Annotated in this window: 15 protein-coding genes; all 15 read right to left on the bottom strand. The window is 39.5% G+C overall.

Translation table 11 applies throughout. The features are described from left to right. Positions 1 to 42 precede the first annotated feature (42 nt). Entirely contained in the window at positions 43 to 1,227 is a 1,185-nt protein-coding gene (locus tag J699_RS12790) for a porin (RefSeq protein ID WP_032866983.1), read from the bottom strand. Between the two features lie 187 nt (positions 1,228 to 1,414). Beyond that, positions 1,415 to 2,362, bottom strand: coding sequence for an RDD family protein (locus tag J699_RS12795; protein ID WP_032866982.1), 948 nt, complete (start codon positions 2,360 to 2,362; stop codon positions 1,415 to 1,417). A gap of 89 nt (positions 2,363 to 2,451) precedes the next feature. Then, entirely contained in the window at positions 2,452 to 2,901 is a 450-nt protein-coding gene (locus J699_RS12800) for a hypothetical protein (RefSeq protein WP_032868230.1), read from the bottom strand. Between the two features lie 54 nt (positions 2,902 to 2,955). After that, the gene (locus tag J699_RS12805; protein WP_032866981.1) at positions 2,956 to 3,426 is read right to left on the bottom strand and encodes a hypothetical protein; all 471 of its coding nucleotides are present in this window, start codon (positions 3,424 to 3,426) and stop codon (positions 2,956 to 2,958) included. 49 nt (positions 3,427 to 3,475) lie between these two features. After that, a complete protein-coding gene (locus J699_RS12810) occupies positions 3,476 to 3,931 on the bottom strand; it encodes a hypothetical protein (protein ID WP_032866980.1) in 456 nt (151 codons plus the stop codon). Between the two features lie 655 nt (positions 3,932 to 4,586). Then, the gene (locus J699_RS12815) at positions 4,587 to 5,030 is read right to left on the bottom strand and encodes a hypothetical protein (protein WP_228131906.1); all 444 of its coding nucleotides are present in this window, start codon (positions 5,028 to 5,030) and stop codon (positions 4,587 to 4,589) included. A 27-nt stretch (positions 5,031 to 5,057) separates the two neighbouring features. Beyond that, complete coding sequence (locus tag J699_RS12820; RefSeq protein ID WP_032866978.1) at positions 5,058 to 5,516, bottom strand: hypothetical protein; 459 nt, start codon at positions 5,514 to 5,516, stop codon at positions 5,058 to 5,060. A gap of 180 nt (positions 5,517 to 5,696) precedes the next feature. After that, positions 5,697 to 6,167: a hypothetical protein gene (locus J699_RS12825; protein ID WP_032866977.1), complete on the bottom strand. Its 471-nt coding sequence runs from the start codon at positions 6,165 to 6,167 to the stop codon at positions 5,697 to 5,699. Between the two features lie 42 nt (positions 6,168 to 6,209). After that, complete coding sequence (locus J699_RS12830; RefSeq protein ID WP_032866975.1) at positions 6,210 to 6,662, bottom strand: hypothetical protein; 453 nt, start codon at positions 6,660 to 6,662, stop codon at positions 6,210 to 6,212. A 27-nt stretch (positions 6,663 to 6,689) separates the two neighbouring features. Then, entirely contained in the window at positions 6,690 to 7,142 is a 453-nt protein-coding gene (locus J699_RS12835; protein WP_032866973.1) for a hypothetical protein, read from the bottom strand. Between the two features lie 10 nt (positions 7,143 to 7,152). Further along, positions 7,153 to 11,946: an RHS repeat-associated core domain-containing protein gene (locus tag J699_RS12840; RefSeq protein ID WP_032882769.1), complete on the bottom strand. Its 4,794-nt coding sequence runs from the start codon at positions 11,944 to 11,946 to the stop codon at positions 7,153 to 7,155. A 70-nt stretch (positions 11,947 to 12,016) separates the two neighbouring features. Further along, positions 12,017 to 15,205 carry a type VI secretion system Vgr family protein gene (locus J699_RS12845; protein ID WP_032882767.1) on the bottom strand — a complete coding sequence of 1,063 codons (3,189 nt, stop codon included), beginning with the start codon at positions 15,203 to 15,205 and terminating at the stop codon, positions 12,017 to 12,019. 183 nt (positions 15,206 to 15,388) lie between these two features. Further along, the gene (locus J699_RS12850; RefSeq protein ID WP_032866968.1) at positions 15,389 to 16,573 is read right to left on the bottom strand and encodes a cyanate transporter; all 1,185 of its coding nucleotides are present in this window, start codon (positions 16,571 to 16,573) and stop codon (positions 15,389 to 15,391) included. A 3-nt stretch (positions 16,574 to 16,576) separates the two neighbouring features. Beyond that, positions 16,577 to 17,038 (bottom strand): nucleoside deaminase, encoded by a 462-nt coding sequence (locus J699_RS12855; protein WP_032882782.1) that lies wholly within the window; start codon positions 17,036 to 17,038, stop codon positions 16,577 to 16,579. 16 nt (positions 17,039 to 17,054) lie between these two features. Further along, entirely contained in the window at positions 17,055 to 17,723 is a 669-nt protein-coding gene (locus J699_RS12860) for an ankyrin repeat domain-containing protein (RefSeq protein WP_032866966.1), read from the bottom strand. Between the last annotated feature and the right edge of the window lie 113 nt (positions 17,724 to 17,836).

The following is a 17,836-nucleotide window of genomic DNA, read 5'->3' as shown; positions in this document are numbered from 1 at the left end:
GCCAGTCTATCGCAAACAGACTGGCTCTTTTCAACACTAAGTTTAGAAGTAATAACCCAGCGATAAATAGAACAATTTATTCCATTGATTGCTGTCACCTTGTGCCAGTCCATCTGCGCCACTGCCCGTCATTGGGTCATTGCGACTCCAGATATATTCGCCCTGTATGCCGACTTTTTTATAGTTAAAATATAGGCCTGCGATTAAGCGATCCGAATCTTGATAGCCTGATTCATCTTTATAAAAACGGCTATACGACACATAAGGTTTAATATTTTCTAACTGATGAAAAGGCTTGGCAAAGGTGTAGTTAATTTCATTGGCCATATATTTGCCTTTGTTGGCGACCTGATAAGGATAATCAAATGCGCCAATAGTCGAGCTTTTTGGCAAAAGATCATCTGCATTTTTAATGTCCTGCTCTCCTGCCAAAAACAACCACTGCCATGCCTGATAATTGGTGGTGCTAAAAATGCTCCATGTACTACGATGCCCATCTTTATTGGTTCGGTTATTTTCCAGTTCCGAATACCAGTAAGAGCCACCAATTTCCGTGGAGAAATTCTGGGATTGATCTAGTTCAAACTTTCGGGATAAACGTGTCACCCACATATTCTTTTCATCAATATCGGTGCCTTGGGTCAGATCATCGGCTTGGACAAAGTTACCGCTATAGCGGCTGGAATCCTTGGAGGTACCTTTGTAATTGCCACCATCGGTCGGGTAAAAACCGAGAATGAAGTTATACCGATTGTCCTTAAACTGGTACTTCACCCCAAGGTTTTGAATGTCTTCCAGCCCAACGGTATTGAGTAAAGTTTCATAATAGCTATTGCCCCACAGTCGACCAAAGCCGAAATCAACCGATTGAAAACCGACTGTCAGCCGTTGCTGATCCGAGAATTTATAGCCTGCCCAAGCATCTTTCAAAAACAATGCATCACATAAGCGATCATACTGGTAGCAACGTACATCCATAGATGCAATCCAGTCTGGGTTTTCATAACTGAGCACCGCCTTGATATCGGCCAGTTGCCAGTCATCATTTTTAGAACCTTCATTGGCTTCGACAATATAGTCTTTATGGATATAGCGGGTACGGATTGCACCTGTCAGTTTCAGTTCACCCGCTTGGGTTTTCGGGTCACTGATACTGATATCGGCGGCCCAGACTGGCGTATTTGCCAAGACACCCATTGAACCCAAGAGAAGCAGTGCTTTTTTCATTGTTGTACGTCCTTGTTTAACCTCATATGAAAATGAAGAAATTCATGCAGACAAACAATGCTTAAACTATAAAGTTGGTCTTTACGGAATGTGTTTAATGGGACAGGATTCGAGATGCTGAAGCTATGTGCAAACAGATTAAAAGAATTTAATTCATGCCATAGATAGCTTCAGCTTTTTTCATGGTTTAAAAATTTACGGTAGAAATCTCTTCTACTACTTTTAATCCTTGCTGTGTTTTTTTAACTGAGTACATATTTAAATCAATTGATGAGGCTAAGCCAAATTGAAGCCGTGTGCTCAAAAGAATTGAAATGTTACTGCTGTCATTTATTAACTGTGGCTCGAGTATCTGTAGATGATCTGCAAATGCTTGAGCGAAAAATGAATTATTCAGTTTTGCTGGGTCATTGATCTGTACATCAAATAAAATGAGTTGAGTCTCTGATTCTTCTTCCGTTTCTGAAATCCGTTTTACATGAATAATTTCTGGTTGAATGTCCTTAAACTTGTTAATTTCAACAGTATTATCCCGATCAAATAGGTTGAAAGAAGATATGCCAGTACCTAAACACACCAAGGTAATCAATGTTGCAAAAATCTTATGCTTAGCCCACATCTCAGGAACTTGCTGTTCTTGATCATCTTTTTTTAAATTAATCACCATTGAACCCGCAACGAAGTCATGAAGTGAACGGCGGTTTTGTCGGTTAAAAATATAAAAATAAATAATCAGGATTTGTAAGCAGACCAACAATAGGTTGAATAATTCAGATAACAGTAAAATCGGGAAATAACCACTTAATGACACGAGGCAGGATGGCGCAAACAAGAGGGCTGAACGAAGCAATGATGGGATTACAGCAAGAACTTTCCCATGTGTGTCAGCCACTTTGATTTTTAAAAGCTGTTTGCCAAACGTTTGTCCAGAATGTAAGTGGCTGTTTAACAAACCAAAATACAAAACAACAAAGAAATATCCAATAAAAATAGATATAACTGGAAATGGATACATAAACTCAGAGAGAAGTCGAATCGTACTCCAGCAGAAACCTCCTACCAGTAATAAATCAATAAGAAAAGCGAATGATCGGCGCCAGAAACCAGCAATATAAGAAAATTTTACAGAAGACAAAACATACCCTTTATATTTAATTAAAAATTTATAACGTTAGCTATCAAACTAAAATTTCAAGATTATATAATAAATCCTAATAAAATACATTAATGAAGCATCTCACCCAAGGCTTTTATATTCAACCACTCTTCATCTGTATATTTCATTTTAGCTAATAATTTTTGCTCACTAATTTTTCGTTTATACTGTTTATATATATTAATATTATTTTTATTCAAAAATTCAACATACTCACCACCATTTTCATTGCGATGAAATTCAGCAAAAAACAAAACTGTATAAAATTCTTCCCGTTGAATTTCATTCAACCCTACTAATAAACTATCCAGGCGATTATAAAAATCACTATAAGGATGGTTTCCACAAAAAATTTTCTGATCAATACGATTGATCACTTTTTGTACACCTAAATCTTTACTTAGTTCCAGCACTCTCTGATTAAAGCGATGTACACACATTTTTTCCTCAAGTAAAGAACAACTCAAAAGAGGCACTACTATTAAAGAAATGAGTAATTTCTTAAAGTGATTTGTCATTTCCTTCTTATCCATAAATATTTTATAAAATAAATTCAAAAATCTGTATCATATTTAACTTTTACTTCTCAAATAACACTCGTTTAAAGTACCATTAGCAGTATGCCTAAAAAAAATATTCCAATTCTTTTTAAGCTGTTTGCCAATATCTCCCCGGCCTAGTTCATTGTTACCGGCAAGAACTTGTGGAGGAATTATTTCTAATTGGCGAGAACCTTGGCAAAATATATAGCCTTCATTAACTTTTGATCTAAAAAACCAACCTTTTTCAGGTAGTATCTGATTTTTGTAGAATTTAAACTGTTCCATACTTAAATTTCTAGCACTAATTTTATAAACAACATCATTTGAAGAAAATGATTGATAACTTCTTTCTCTTTCTAGCTTATCTCCAAAAACATCTTTAGCCTCTCTCTTCAACTCTATATTAATTGGATGATTACTTCTTCCAATCTCTAGATTTTCATCCTGTGCACAGGAAGTTAAAAGTATGACAATTAAAAAAGATTGATATATATTTTTCATTATATAAATACACACTTTGCTAAAAAATTAAAATATTTAAATTCAAACATTATTTCTTGTAATCATAACAAACATAGCGCTTTGTATTATTTGGTGACATGAATATAACATGCCAAAATTTATCCAACTGCATACCAGCAGAACCTTCAACCAAAACTTTATTTTTAGAAACAATTCTAGGTGATATTATCTCTAATTGTCTTTCCCCATCACAAAAAATATAACTTTCATTATACTTTTTATAGAAAGACCATCCCATTTTTTTTAAATCTTTACTCTCTTCTTTCATAAAAAAATTAATATCAAATTTATCTGCTTTAATTTTATATGCCACAGTGTTATCAGTATATGAAGAATAAGCACTTAAGTCTTCAACAGTACCATTAAATAAAACTTTGGCCTCATCAACAAATCTTTGATTAACCTGATCTAAATAAGGATTTTCTGCTACCTTCTTATCACATCCGATGAAAAAGAATGAGAGGATTAAAACAATTTTTTTCACAAATTACTACTCACCTCTTGCTCCAATCAGTTACAAAAACACTGTATAAAATTAGTTAAAACAATGAAAATCAACATTTTGCTCAGAGTAAAATTTAAAAAATAAGCTTAAATTATTTTTTAAGCTTATATCCACAATTCGTACACTTTTTAGTATAAATACTAAATCCAAGATTAGATAGACCACCTTCTTTTTTTTAAAAAACTTTTATTACAATCTGGGCAAGTATTTTCATCAAAAATTAATATTTTTAATATATACATACTATATACAGCCACAATAAAAAAACCTAGGAACACTAAAACATTGAGATCAAACTCACTACCAACCACTGTAAAAAATGCAAGTATTGTTATAGAAAAAAACTGGTAAGCAACAACTTTTTTTGACTACACCTCTTAGTCTTTCATTAATATTTCCATTCATTGTTTTTTGCCCCAGTATTAATTAATTTAATAAACGTAAAGCAAGGAGTTGTACCTCCTACAAAATCCATAAACACTTCACAAACTTCCTTTAAAGGAATAACACCACATCCAATTAAAAAATAAAATTACATACAAGATAAAAGTTCAACTCCCAATTTAATAAAAAATTTATTTTACTACACTCATATCATCTGGTTTTCTGGGAGTAGAAAAATAAACTAGAAAAATTATCTCTCACAACTATTCACACCATTTTTGTTATAGTACAACCCTATATTCCAAGAGTTTATATCCTCATAAGTAATTTCCTCACCTTTCTTGTTTCTCTCAATCAAATCATTAGGATACAAAATCCCAATAAGCTGATAATTACCAAGACAATACAAGGTATAGTTCTCCGAAATCTCCATTTCAACCCACCCATCTGATTTTATTTTATTTTTTATCCCATCCATTTCTACATTTGATAGTTTTGTCTTATCAATTAAAATTGTTCCAGCATGATTTCCAGGGCGCCTAATAGATACTTCAAAAGCAGGGTCATAAGATTCAAAATATTTAGATATGATATCTTCAAAACTCATCATTTCAGATTTTCCGCGTTCGCCTGTACAAGATAAAATAGACAAAACAAAAACCAACAAAATATTTATTTTAAAAAATTTTCTCATCCAAGCAATTATCATATAAAAAAATATTTAATCCAAATTAATTACTGGAATTTCGTCTTTAATACAATGCTTAACCCCTGCTTCGCTATATGACAATCCAACTGACCATTCATTTATATTTTCATATTTTATTTCCTCACCATCATAACCATAGTGTTTTGGATTTATTGGATACAACACTCCCATATATATCTTTTTACCAAAACAATATTCAAAAAAACTATCATGACTTGATATTAGCACCCAACCATCATCTTGCAATTTTTTTTGTATATTTTCAAAATTACCAAATGACATTTTTGATTTTTTCACCTCTACTGTGGCGTACTTATTCATAGGCTTATCAATCCAAACTTTCTCTTTTGGTCTGAACTTCCCAAAGTATTTATTAACTACACTATAAAAATATTGATCTTTCTCTTTTTCCTCAGTACTTGAACATGCAGTCAGCAAAACAGATAAAAACAATATTGAAATAACTTTCATAAATTTACTCTTAATATTTAACCTACAGTTAAAAATAAAATACTAATCGCAGCACCAGCATCTATTTATCAGCCAAAATCTATTTCTATTGTTTTATAGTTACTAATATTATCTCCAAGAAAATATTAAGAATACGTCTAAAGATAGTATTTCAAAACTTATTCAAATTATTTTTTTAAATTAATCTAATTTAATTACGGGTATCTCATCTTTTCTACATTGATTCACTCCACTTTCCCCATAAGATAACCCTACTAGCCAGTCATTAATATCTGTATATTTAACTTCACGCCCTTCAGGGTTGTAATGATGTGGTCGTATTGGATAAAGTATACCTATATGTATTTTCTCACCCAAACAATACTCATAGTAGCTATCTTGATCAGAAATAAGTTTCCAACCATCAACCTCCAACTTCTTACGAATATTAGAAAAATCATTTAAAGAAAGATTTGATTTTTTTATTTTAGTAATTGAATATTTACTTTCTGGCTTATCGACCCAAATTTTCTCATTTGGTTGATATTCCCCAAAGTATTGATTAATAACATGTGTAAAATACTTACCTTGTTGAGTTTCTTCAACGCTAGTGCAAGAACAAAGATATAGTATAAAAAATAAAAAACTAGCTTTATTCAATACTTTTTTCATTTACAAAATAACCTAAAAACAAAAGATTCAACATACTCATCTCTATTTATAATTATGACATATATATGAGGTTGTATTATTAGCTTTATAAAATATTACATGCCAATCATCATTTAATTGCATTGCAACAGAACCTTCGGCCAATTCTTTATTACCCACAACAACTCGCGGTGCAACAATTTCAAGTTGACTCTTACCCCTACAAAATATATAACTTTCATTATATTTTTGATAATATTCCCACCCCATTTCTTTTAATTGTTTATCTTTCTTGTTTAAGAAATTATTGATATCAAATTCATCTGCTTTAATTTTATATGAAACCCTATTAGCACTATAAGATGAGTAACCTTTTAAATCTCGAGTTTTACTATCAAAAAGGATGCTGGCCTCATTTACAAAATCCTGATTCACTTTATCTATATAGGGCTTTTCTACTATTTCTTCACCACATCCGACTAACAGAACCGAGAGGATTAAAACAATTTTTTTCATACAAGCTAAATCAAAGCAAAAAAATAATCACTTACTATAATACTCCATACAATTATTAATACCCAATTTATTATAATAAAGTGCAAAATACCAATAATCTTTACTTTTAAAATTAACTTCCTCACCATCTCGCGTATAATGCTTATCATAAATCGGATTCAATATATCTATCGAATAATAGTTAGTTTTACAAAAATTATAATAACTATTATAAGAGTCTACCAAATCCCACTTTCTATCTAGCAGTTCTTTTTTTACATCCTCATAATCTCTACTAGAAAAATCTTGTTTTTTTATTTTCACTACTAAAAGTTGAGTCGAACTCTTTTCCCTATCAGTATCATATTCATATTTATATTCTTTAAACATTTCATTAGAAAGTTCTTTTAAGTCAATTTTCTCAGGTACATCATTCTCACTTACAGAATTACAGCTTATAATAAGACAAGAGAGAAATATATAATATAATGCTTTTTCCATTCTATAACCTTTAATCTTGTGTACGAACTAAAGTCGGTTTACTATCACTTACGCTTATATCAACTCCTGGCGTACCAATACCGACTTCCACACCTACAGGGCCATTCCGATCAAAAAAGGATCCCGCAGGAGTTGTTACTCCAAATCTAGCTCCCCACCAACCAACACTTTGGGTAACTCCCATACCAGTTAAAAACTCATCTGTGGCTTTGGAGTTTGTTAAGCCTGATGGCTTGTTCAGGATATAACCAGCCATACAGCTTCCACTAAACATTTTCTTCAGTTTATTTAAATTTGCAGCACCAACTTTAAAACTATTATCTATACTTTTTTTAGCAATATCACCAACTGTTTTAGCATGATCTTTTGCATCTTTCATACCAGTTAATGAGATTCCGCCAGCATTATAGACATTACCATTATGCAAATTATAAATTTTAGAACCTCCTAATACTGAAAAACCGCCTGAGCATATAACATAATCAAAAAGTGGCTCTACGGCTATTTCACATTGCTTTCCTGTTTTTAGCCAACAATCGTAATTCCGTTGACCTTGATATGCTATACCCGACTGGGCACTAGCAGGAATACCAAACATTTCACCATAATTAAAACTATTCAACCCTTCTGGATCAATCCATTGATTCGGATTATTTACATAAGCGGAGGTATTCATACCGCCCTCAAGTCCTATCGGATCTTTACTCATATACCTTGCACTATACGGCTCATAATAACGATAACGGTTATAATGCAGTCCTGTTTCATTATCGTAATACTGACCTTGGAATCTGAGATTACTCTGCTCAAATGGATTGTCCTTATTGAGCATTTGAATCTCCAGTGCAGTCCCCCATGTATCCTGAGTAATTTCCCAAACACATTCACCTGCGGCATTGCTCAGTGTTTGCGGTGTTCCGACTTGATCACAATGATAAAAAGCTGTTTGCTCTAAAGCCACACGGTTCTTACGTGTATCGCAGCTCCAAATTGGATCTTTATAAACCGAATAAGGCTTGTTGAGATATTCACTATAATCAGGTGTTTCTATGAGCTGAATAAAACCCTGATCCCCCGCCTGCATTAACGGTACAAAACTATCAGGCTCGTAAACATAATGTTTAGTATAGCTGTTCTCGGGATGGTTCGAATTTTGGCTAGATTCCCAAATCATCAAATCACCATCCCAACCAAATAAGGTGAAGTCTTGATTTGATGATTTCTTATATAAACGACGTCCAAAGACATCATAACCATACTGAGTTACTTGCCCATTAAAATTACTTTGAATTAAGCGGTTATGATTGTCCCACGTCAGCTTTAAGGTTTTACCATTTTGCGTGGTTTCAATTACATTGCCTTGTACATCATATTGATAATGCTTGCCTTGATACTGCTTGATTAAATTGTTTTTGGCATGTGTTGTCTGGTTCATTGGGTCAACCAGATTCCCCGCTGGATCGAACTTAAAACTCTCGTTTTTATGCTGACTTTGCGTTGAAATCAAACGTCCAATCGGATCATATTGATAATTAAGCTGTCCTAAACGACTGTCTTCAACTTGGGTGAGCAAATAGTTTTTATCGTAATGATAATGCCTATGCGCTTGATAACGGAGTCGATCTGAGGTTTCTTGCTCAGGCGCAATCTGTTGAGAAATCAATAACCCGACATCATTATAATGCTTGGTTTGTACCAAACCATTTGCCAAGAAACGTACCGTTTCACGATGAAAATCATCACGTTGGAAAGAAACAACATCCTGCTGGTTAAACGCAATTCCGTAGATATGTCCTGAACCATAGCTCAGATTGGTCTGCTGCTGTCCATCTGGGCGAATGATTTTAACCAGATTGCCCAGTTCATCATATTCATAACGTAGTACAGCCGTTAGATTCAACATCTTATAATGCTGGTGTTCACGCACCAATTGCCCAAGCTGGTTGCGATACATTTGAACTTGGCTCTCAGCATTACTGGCTGAGCTTAATTGTTGATTTAAATTATATTCAAATTGCTCTGTCTGGCTTTGGTGAGTATGCAGATTGGTATAAGTTTTTGAAGCAATCTGTCCATCCTCATAATAGCTAAATTCGGTCAGAATATTGGGTTGTCGAATCTGGAATAATAGACCATTTTCACTATAGCTATATTGCTTTTCTTCACCATCAAATGCTTGTTCACGAACTAACTGACCAAACTTGTTATAGCTGAACTGGTATTCAGCCTGATTCTGGTTAATAAGTTTTTGGATACGACCCTGCTTATCCCATTGATAGCCCACACGGTGTTGATTGGCATCAATGCGTTGTTCTAACAGGCCGACAGTATTGTATTGATATTGAGTGGTTAAGCCATTGGTATCGGTGTGTTTGAGTAGACGCCCTTCTTGATCATGCTCAAATAGTTCTTTCAAGCCATCTGGATAAACAATCGCTTGAAGTTGCCCTTTATCTTTACCTTGCATACTATACAGATATTGAACTTTCTGTTCATTTGCCGCTTGCTGGGCACTTAGATCACCTTCCTCATCATATTCCCATGTACTGCTTTTGCCCGAACAATCAGTATAAGACAGCATTTGCCCTTGATCATTATATTGGATTTTCTTGATACCTCCTTTGGCATCAATCACTTCCACCACTTGATTATTGCTATTGTATTTATATTGAGTGACATGACCTAAAGGATTAATCTCTTTACTGACATTGCCTTGTGCATCATATTCACGTTTCCAGATATTGCCTTCTGGATCTTTGGTCTCGGTTAAATTGCCTTGTTCATCATAAGCAAAGCGAATCACACCACCATTCGGCTGTACAATTTTCGCCAGTTGGCCCTGATCATTATATTCTTGCTGAGTTTCCCGACCTTCAAAGTCAATCTGTCGGGTGATGCGTTTTTCACCGTCACGAGAATACCAAGACTCTCGACCATCGGCTAAACGAGTACGATAGGTAAAACCATCCAGATCGAAATAATAATAGGTTGGTACATCATAGGCATCGTAAACTGCAACTTGACGTAAACGCGGATGCCATTTCAGTTTGGTATGGAAACTGCCGTCATCCGCCCATTCTTCAATGGCTTTGGCATTTGGCAACGTCGATTCATAGCGAATATTTTGTCCACGGCCTGTACGATCGGTATAGCGCGTTAGCTGATGCGCCTGATTATATTCGTATTGACGTGCGTGCCCATTTTGATCGAAAGCTGTGATCAGATTACCTTGTGCATCATAGTGATAGCGTGCCCAAGGCTCAATTTGATCATCCACAAATACAGCAATAATCTTAACTTGCTCATTAAAAGCAAATTTTAGTTGGTGCTGAGCCTGTTCAAACTGGAAATCAATAGCTTGAAGATAAGCAACACCATCTGCCAAAAGGTAACTTAGGCTAATTTTTTCATTGGTGTTTTCATTGAATTGTTGGATTAAATGATAGGGCTGACCAAGACCAAATTGATGAAAATGGAAACTCCAGTCACCACCAAAATTTAATAATAAATCACCATTTTCAATTGGGTGAACTGTCATTCCCTCAAAAGGAACCGTGTAAGCCTGCTGCAAAATCGTGGATGGTAAGGCATGTTTACGCCCCTTCGCATCAATGAAGATATAACCTTGTGGCTTTGGCAGGATCACATTGGAAAAAGGCATCATCCAACGAGCACCCATCATCCCCTGATCAAACTCATCCATTTGCGAGTTATATTGGCGGCTAAATACAAAACCAACTTTAGGTAAATAGAAATCGGCATGCTGAACCCGCTCTGTGCCAATTGAATAACTGATACTCTGACCCGTCTCTGAACCATTACCTTCACAAGGCGGTGCATTCAACGCATCTGCCTGTAAGCTCACAAACTCTAAGGTATCCCCTTTGGTATGGCGCTCATATTCTCCCGTCTGGTTAATCGGCACACTGGCATTGCCTTTATTTTCGCTGGCCTGAATCGCAGTTAAAGTTTGTTGTAATAACCAGGCCAAGCTGTATTTCTGCCCTGCATTGGCTTGCTGCTGTAAAGTCTGGCTTAAGGTTGCGATTGCTTGTATTGCTTCTTGTTGCAGGCGTGTTTGAATATTTGGTTGTAGTTTAGGGTTTAAATCTGCCTGACTCGGTTTACCGATTAAATCAATCAGTGGTGCAGCCCAATTGCTAAATTTAAGTTTGGGGTCTCTTTTCTCGGCTGTCACACCTGCCGACGTTGCAGTCATGCTCGCACTTATTGGTGTCGCAGGCACGGACAAACTCGTAAGAATACTGCTGCCTAAGATCGTTGCCTGTGAGAGCAAGGTCGCTAATTTGGCTTGCGTTTCTTGTAAAAACTTTTCTAAATCACCTGCGACCATCGCATTCAGATGCAGGCCCAAGCGTTTAATATCCGCTTCTTTAATTTTTCCATTTTCTGGATATAAACATTGTGACATTAGACCAAACATCGGACGTAATGCCATACGCGCATGTGCTTCATTGCTTGGTTCCGCAAATAAACCAATTAAATTTGCAGCGAGCAATGCACCCTGTTGTACTGCAGCATCCTCTGTCTTGCTGTCAGTCGCGTATAAAATTAAATCCAGCACACTGCCTGTTAAAGCAAAAATATTGGCTACCGTTGCCGTATTTGCACTACCTTGTAATTGTTCTAAACTAGTATTGCCACATACCTGTAAATAAAGCTGGATTTGCTTGGCAATCATTTGCAGGTCAGTTACCGTGTGTACGCTGTCCAAATTAAAAACAGCAAGTTCAACCTTCGATGCTTTTTGATCTGTTGCCTGTTGTCTTTTTTCCGTAGCCATCAATCTCAAACCCTTAATTTATTTCAATACATCTATTTTTTAAATTGCTGCGTGTGAATTAAAATCTGTCCTAACCATTGTTCTGACCATGAAAACGATCAACGATGCCTTGTTGAAGAATCGAATCCATTTGGGTGGCCTCCGCCAATTTTGTAGCCGCCTGATCTTTTACAAAACCCACACCCTGTGCTTTGATCATGTCAACCGACTGGCTCGAATTCATGGCGAGTTGTGCCAAGCTTTTCATTTGGTCTGGAGAAATATTAAGGTTCAGTTGCTTTGAAACAGCACTTAAAGCGGTATTACTGACTTGATCCTTGATTTGCCCAACCGTCTGCTCAACCAAACCATTTAAGGTATTTTTACCTATATTTTTAAGACTATTTTTATCCATTGAAACTAAACTGCTGGTCAGCTGTTGCTTCATGTTCTGTCCCAATGCATTGCTTAATGAGGCGGCAACTTTTTCTACCGGCTCTGCCCAAGTATAATCACGCTTAAAGTCACTACTTGATGCCCATGCACTAGTCTCATCTTTTTCAAAAATGACCTTGGCTGCGCCTGGTGCAATGCCTGTCACTTGAGCAAAACCATTTCCATCCAGTTTGCCAGTCAGTTGCTTACCCAGAGAATCAATCACTTTATAGCTGTTCTGCTTAAAGAAATTATCTCCCCCATAACTTCTTAATAACTGTAGCGCGCCTTTTAGTGATTTTGCTTGTGGTAACTGGGGTGCATTGCTGTTTGCACTCGCGCCTGAGGCCAGTAAATGCTGTCCCGCTTTCACCTCAAACTTGCCACCTGTAGTCGGAAAAATTCCTGAACCATTCAGTTTGATCTGGGAACCTCCGGCAGTAATCATAATCTCTTTCGGACTAGTAATTTCAATCCGATCTTCGGTCGAGATAATTTGAATACCTTGCTTGGCAAGTAAATCCATACCATCTGACTGAGCATGCGCTTCAAATTTACCTTTCGCAGCCACCTGTTTAATCCCATTCTGTGCAGCAAACACACTGATTCTGTTTTGCGCATGCGTAATCAGATTTTTCTGCGTGCTCAGATTGATACTGTCACCGGCAAACTGGTTGATCTGCCCATCTGCAGATAAATGAATATCTTCATTGCTACTTAAACCGATACCCGCAGGTGAGTTCAGCAATAATAATGATTTTTTAAATTGCGCAATTTTCTCTTGAATCTGTTCAGCGAATTCTTTGAGTTGATCAACGGATTCAATTTCATCGGTCTGCTGGTTCTTGGCCACTTCGCTTAAGGCTTTAGCATTGTTTTGGTTGCCTTCAAGCTGTTGCTTGGCAGGTTGCGCATCCAGATGTTCGCCTTGCGCCTGATCCTGTTTGTGCGTGGAAAGCAACAAACCTTCGCCAGCACGAACCGCACCCCATTGATCGGTACGCAGCTCAAAACCTTCACCGCGGTCTTCACTTTCCGCTGTGGCTTTCGGATGGCTCAGCTTCCCAAGGTTCAACTGGCTGGCAGCATGGCTGCTTTGCAGTTGTGCGCTGATCTGTCCAGTAGTGTCATCAAAGCGTAGCTGGTTAAAGCCTTCGCCCTGATATTCTTTCGATTTGATCCCGGCCAGTTTTTTGGTATCTGGCAGCTTACCGGCATTGTCGAATTTGCTTGGACTGCGATGCGCTTCGTGAATGCGTCCGACCACAAAGGGACGGTCAATATTGCCATCAAAGAAATCAATCACCACGATTTCATCGATACGGGGCAAGAAGCGTGCACCATAGCCTTCTCCTGCCCACGGGGTCAGTACATCGACCCAGGCTGAATCAGTATCGTTGTCATTGGCCCCTGCACCACCGTCGTGGCTGTGGTCTTCACTACGGGTAAACAGGAAACGGACTTTGATCCGTCCCCATTCATCCACGTGAATTTCTTCGCCGCTTGGGCCAACCACTTTGGCACGTTGCGGTGAAGCGGCTGGACGGTGTTGTAATGGGTTAAATTCAGGAACGGTTTTGATATTGCGGCGTTGCAGGATCAGTTGGTTGGCTTGGCGTTCGTCACTCTCTTTTATTTGCCAGTTACTTTGAGTCAGTAGCTGATGAATCTGCTGGTGCAGATCTTTAGGCAAGTTGTTCTGGTTGTAGAAGTGTTTGCCTGTGATCAGGAATTCTTTATCACTGCCATCGTGTTGGTCTATTTCAGGGTGTTCGGCCAGTTCAAACCAGTAACCGACATGGGTGTCACGGACGGTGGTCTTCGCCACGAACTGTTTCGATTGCAGATCGTAATATTGTCCGAGGTTCTGATTGAGCTTTTCTATCTGTGCATTGCCGGACTGGGTTGCACCATCTTCACTATTCAGGTCTTGCATCCATGCCGGTGAAAAATGCCAGGCCTGTTCCAGACCAAGACTGGCATTGTCGTGTTGTTCGCTGTGTTTATGCGTGCTTTGGACACTGCCTGCACCATCTTCCTGTTCCAGTGCATCGGCTTGCCAGCGTTGTACATGTACGCTGCTCGGTTGTAATGAGCGTTGTCCGACCAGACTGGTCATGCTGTCGTATTGTTCGGTGGCACTGCTGCGGTGATAACGGATCTGGCGACGCTCTAAAGCTTGGTACTGGCTATTGTCGTCAATCAGACGCAGTTTTTGTGGCTGAATCGCAGCACTACTTTGTGGAACGGTTCGTTCTGCTTCATCTACCAGCCAGTTGATGCCTTCGCTACGTAGCAAACGGGTGAGAAAGTCATAGTCGCTCTCATTGGACTGCATTATGAATGGGCGGACATCGGAATCCTGACTGAGTCCACTGAGGTCCAGCGTTAGGCTAGAGGCAAATAAGGGGCTCTTTTGTTGCCATTCTTTAAAGACAACTTCCACCACATCACGCACACTCTTGTTCATAAACACGCGGCTGTTACGGCGTTGTTTCCACAGTGCGGTTGGGTCTTCGAGTGTGAGTTTATAGAGGGTTAAACTACCGTCCGACTGGCCTTGCAAGGCTTGGGTGATAATGCCCGTGACACGGCTGAGTTGTCCCTGATCGGTGACGGTATCAATCGCGGCCTGGCTGCCGATGAACTGTTTCAAGGGAATGCTGGCATTGGTCGACAGGCAGATCAGCTCAGCCTTAAAACCGGCATTCAGCGCATGCTGGCCATCAATGCGTTGCAGGAAAACTTGAGTATTTAAATTTTGATTCGAAAACTGAATATGAATGGCACGTTTTTGTGCTGTAAGGCCTAAACTTTCCAGAGCCTGAAAAATATTGTTCAGCATTTTTTATAGAACATTTCATTAAATTTGCCATATTTTACTCAAAAAAACGATTTAATGTCTATACAGTTCTGTCTATAGATGACCATAATTGTCACATTCTATTTATTTTTTTAAACTTCCCTGTTAAGTACCGCATACGCTGCTGCTCAAAAAGATGTTTCCCTTTGTTCAACTGCTGCGAATTTATTTTTTCAAACAGATGGCTTTACCGTAATGTGTTGGGTTGAGCCTGATCACCAATATGGCCACCAGCACGACCATGGCAAAGTGCCAGATCCAGCCGAGCGTATAATGACCTGTGATGCCATGAAATACTGCAAGCAGCCAAGGCGCGAACGCTGCAAGCAAAAATCCGCCGCCCTGCATCAAGGCGGAAAGCTGTCCGGCATGGGCAGGATCAGCCAGATGATCAAGTACCACAATCATCAGCAAGGCAAAACAGCCCCCCAAGCCTGCACCTAAAGTCACCACCCAAAAATAAGGCAAAGATTCGGGGATAAAAGCCAGACCTGCAAATCCAAGCAATTGCATGATCAGGGTTAAGGCAATCCAGAGACGGCGATCCTGATTGCTTCGGGATAAATAAGGCAACAGCAGCGCTGCCGCAGCCTGACTCAGTGTCAGTAGCGCCATCAGATTACCGCTCGCGGTCGCACTCCAGCCCAGTTCCTGATAGGCAGGCGCCAGCCAGGCCACGATCGAACTATAGCCGCCATTAATCAGTCCAAAACAGCAAATCAATAACCAGGTACGTGGCTGTCTCAACAACACCCCAACCGATGGCAGGGTGTATTGAGCTTTTGCAGGTCGAGCTAAAAAACAATTAGCCAGTACAAATGCAGCCATTGCAGGCACGCTAAACACAGATAAACCAATTTTCCAGTTTCCGGTCATGCCGGTTATCAGAGGTGCAATCAAGGCGCCCAAAGCGCCACCGCCCATCAACATGGCAGAATACAGTCCCATCATCGGCCCCAGATGATCCGCAAATTCTCTTTTGATCATGCTCGGAAAACTGGCCTGCACAATCGCCACACCAAAGCCAATAATGGCCGCGGTCAGAATCAGGAATCCGCCATTCGGACTGATAAAACGTAATGCACAGCCGAGACAGATAATTGCTAAAGCCGTCAGAATGGCCTTACGTTCACCCAAGGCACTTTGTATCGCCGGTCCAACGAAGGCAATGATGCCCATCAGCAGCATCGGCACCAAGGTGAGTAAGGCGATGCCTTGCAAACTCAGGCCAGTTCCCGTTCTTATCGAATTCGTGACCGGCCCGATACTGGTCATAAAAGGTCGCAGATTTAGCCCGACCAATGCCACGGTCGCGATGAGTAACGGACGATGTTGAGGAGAAGTCAGCATGATTCAGACCAGTGATTTCCAGTATGCATACAAATCGGGCTTGTGCTCCAGCCGTACAGGAACATAGCGAATCTGCATCGACTGCTCGGCAAAAGGCTTGGCCAGGTCGGCATAAATTGCAGCGGTAGATAAGCCAAAGGGTTCACCCGCTTCATTTGAGTAGGCATAAGTCACGGCTTGTATACCTGCCATACGCATGGCAGCCATACACATCGGACAGGGATGTCCACTGGCAAACACCGAACATCCTTCCAGATTGGCCGAGTTCAGCTGTTTGCTGGCTGCACGGATGGCCTGTAACTCTGCATGCGCAGTGGGATCATTGCTGCTGAGAATCTGATTCACACCAGTCGCAATGACCACGCCATCCTTGACGATCACTGCCCCGAATGGACGGCCACCCGTCTCACTATTTTGATAAGCCAGTTCAATGGCCTGACGAAGAAAATCTGTATCGTTATTCATGTTCATACTCTCAGCCTTATTTTGCACCAGCCGCCAATAATGCATTTTCAATCGTCTTGTAACCGCGTGCCTGAGCATGAGCCAATGGCGTTACGCCATCACGATCAGCCAGATTGACATTGGCACCTGCCTTAATTAGAAGGTCGACGATTTGCTGATATCGCGTGTCGCCATTGCCCAGCATGATGGCTTCCAGTAATGCCGTCCAACCCAGATGATTGACATGATCAACATTCACACCAGCCGCAATCAGGGTTTTTACCGTGTCTACATGTCCCCGCTCAGCCGCAGGAATCAAGGCTGTCCCACCATAACGATTGGTACTTTTCAGGTCTGCACCATGTTGCAAGGTCATGGTCAATATCTCCAAATGGCCTCTTGCACCTGCATAGAGATAAGGACTGTCCTGAATATCGTCCTTGGCATTGACATCAGCTCCCGCCTTGATCAATGCCTGTGCCGCCTGAATATGGTTGGCGCGTGTAGCAATCATCAGCGCGGTTGCACCCGACGGGTCACGTGTATCAATGTCTGGACTTTTAGACAAAAGTTGCTCGATTCGGGCCACATCATTGTGTGCTGCCGCCTGATGTAAAGCATTATTTTGCATCGTATCTCCTGAGCTGGCATTACCACAGGCAGATAATGTCATCACCAAAGCAGCCACGATTAAAGACTTGTTCATCGACTTCCTCCAAAGCAACAACAGAAATACAGCAAAGATCGGGACACCCCTGTTGGTTGCATCATTGCTATCCTTCCAGTCAACCCATTTATAAGTTGAGCATAGCGAGATTC

Origin of the sequence: Acinetobacter sp. 1000160 (assembly GCF_000588715.1) — a bacterium.
Taxonomy (GTDB): domain Bacteria; phylum Pseudomonadota; class Gammaproteobacteria; order Pseudomonadales; family Moraxellaceae; genus Acinetobacter; species Acinetobacter courvalinii.
The sequence above is the reverse complement of the archived record's forward strand: the minus strand, read 5'-3'. Positions and strand labels throughout refer to the sequence as shown.

Excerpts from the sequence above, each read along its gene's own strand:
- J699_RS12790 (WP_032866983.1), bottom strand. The coding sequence starts at position 1,227 with ATGAAAAAAGCACTGCTTCTCTTGGGTTCAATGGGTGTCTTGGCAAAT.
- J699_RS12800 (WP_032868230.1), bottom strand. The coding sequence starts at position 2,901 with ATGACAAATCACTTTAAGAAATTACTCATTTCTTTAATAGTAGTGCCT.
- J699_RS12805 (WP_032866981.1), bottom strand. The coding sequence starts at position 3,426 with ATGAAAAATATATATCAATCTTTTTTAATTGTCATACTTTTAACTTCC.
- J699_RS12815 (WP_228131906.1), bottom strand. The coding sequence starts at position 5,030 with ATGAGAAAATTTTTTAAAATAAATATTTTGTTGGTTTTTGTTTTGTCT.
- J699_RS12820 (WP_032866978.1), bottom strand. The coding sequence starts at position 5,516 with ATGAAAGTTATTTCAATATTGTTTTTATCTGTTTTGCTGACTGCATGT.
- J699_RS12825 (WP_032866977.1), bottom strand. The coding sequence starts at position 6,167 with ATGAAAAAAGTATTGAATAAAGCTAGTTTTTTATTTTTTATACTATAT.
- J699_RS12830 (WP_032866975.1), bottom strand. The coding sequence starts at position 6,662 with ATGAAAAAAATTGTTTTAATCCTCTCGGTTCTGTTAGTCGGATGTGGT.
- J699_RS12835 (WP_032866973.1), bottom strand. The coding sequence starts at position 7,142 with ATGGAAAAAGCATTATATTATATATTTCTCTCTTGTCTTATTATAAGC.
- J699_RS12840 (WP_032882769.1), bottom strand. The coding sequence starts at position 11,946 with ATGGCTACGGAAAAAAGACAACAGGCAACAGATCAAAAAGCATCGAAG.
- J699_RS12845 (WP_032882767.1), bottom strand. The coding sequence starts at position 15,205 with ATGCTGAACAATATTTTTCAGGCTCTGGAAAGTTTAGGCCTTACAGCA.
- J699_RS12850 (WP_032866968.1), bottom strand. The coding sequence starts at position 16,573 with ATGCTGACTTCTCCTCAACATCGTCCGTTACTCATCGCGACCGTGGCA.
- J699_RS12855 (WP_032882782.1), bottom strand. The coding sequence starts at position 17,038 with ATGAATAACGATACAGATTTTCTTCGTCAGGCCATTGAACTGGCTTAT.
- J699_RS12860 (WP_032866966.1), bottom strand. The coding sequence starts at position 17,723 with ATGAACAAGTCTTTAATCGTGGCTGCTTTGGTGATGACATTATCTGCC.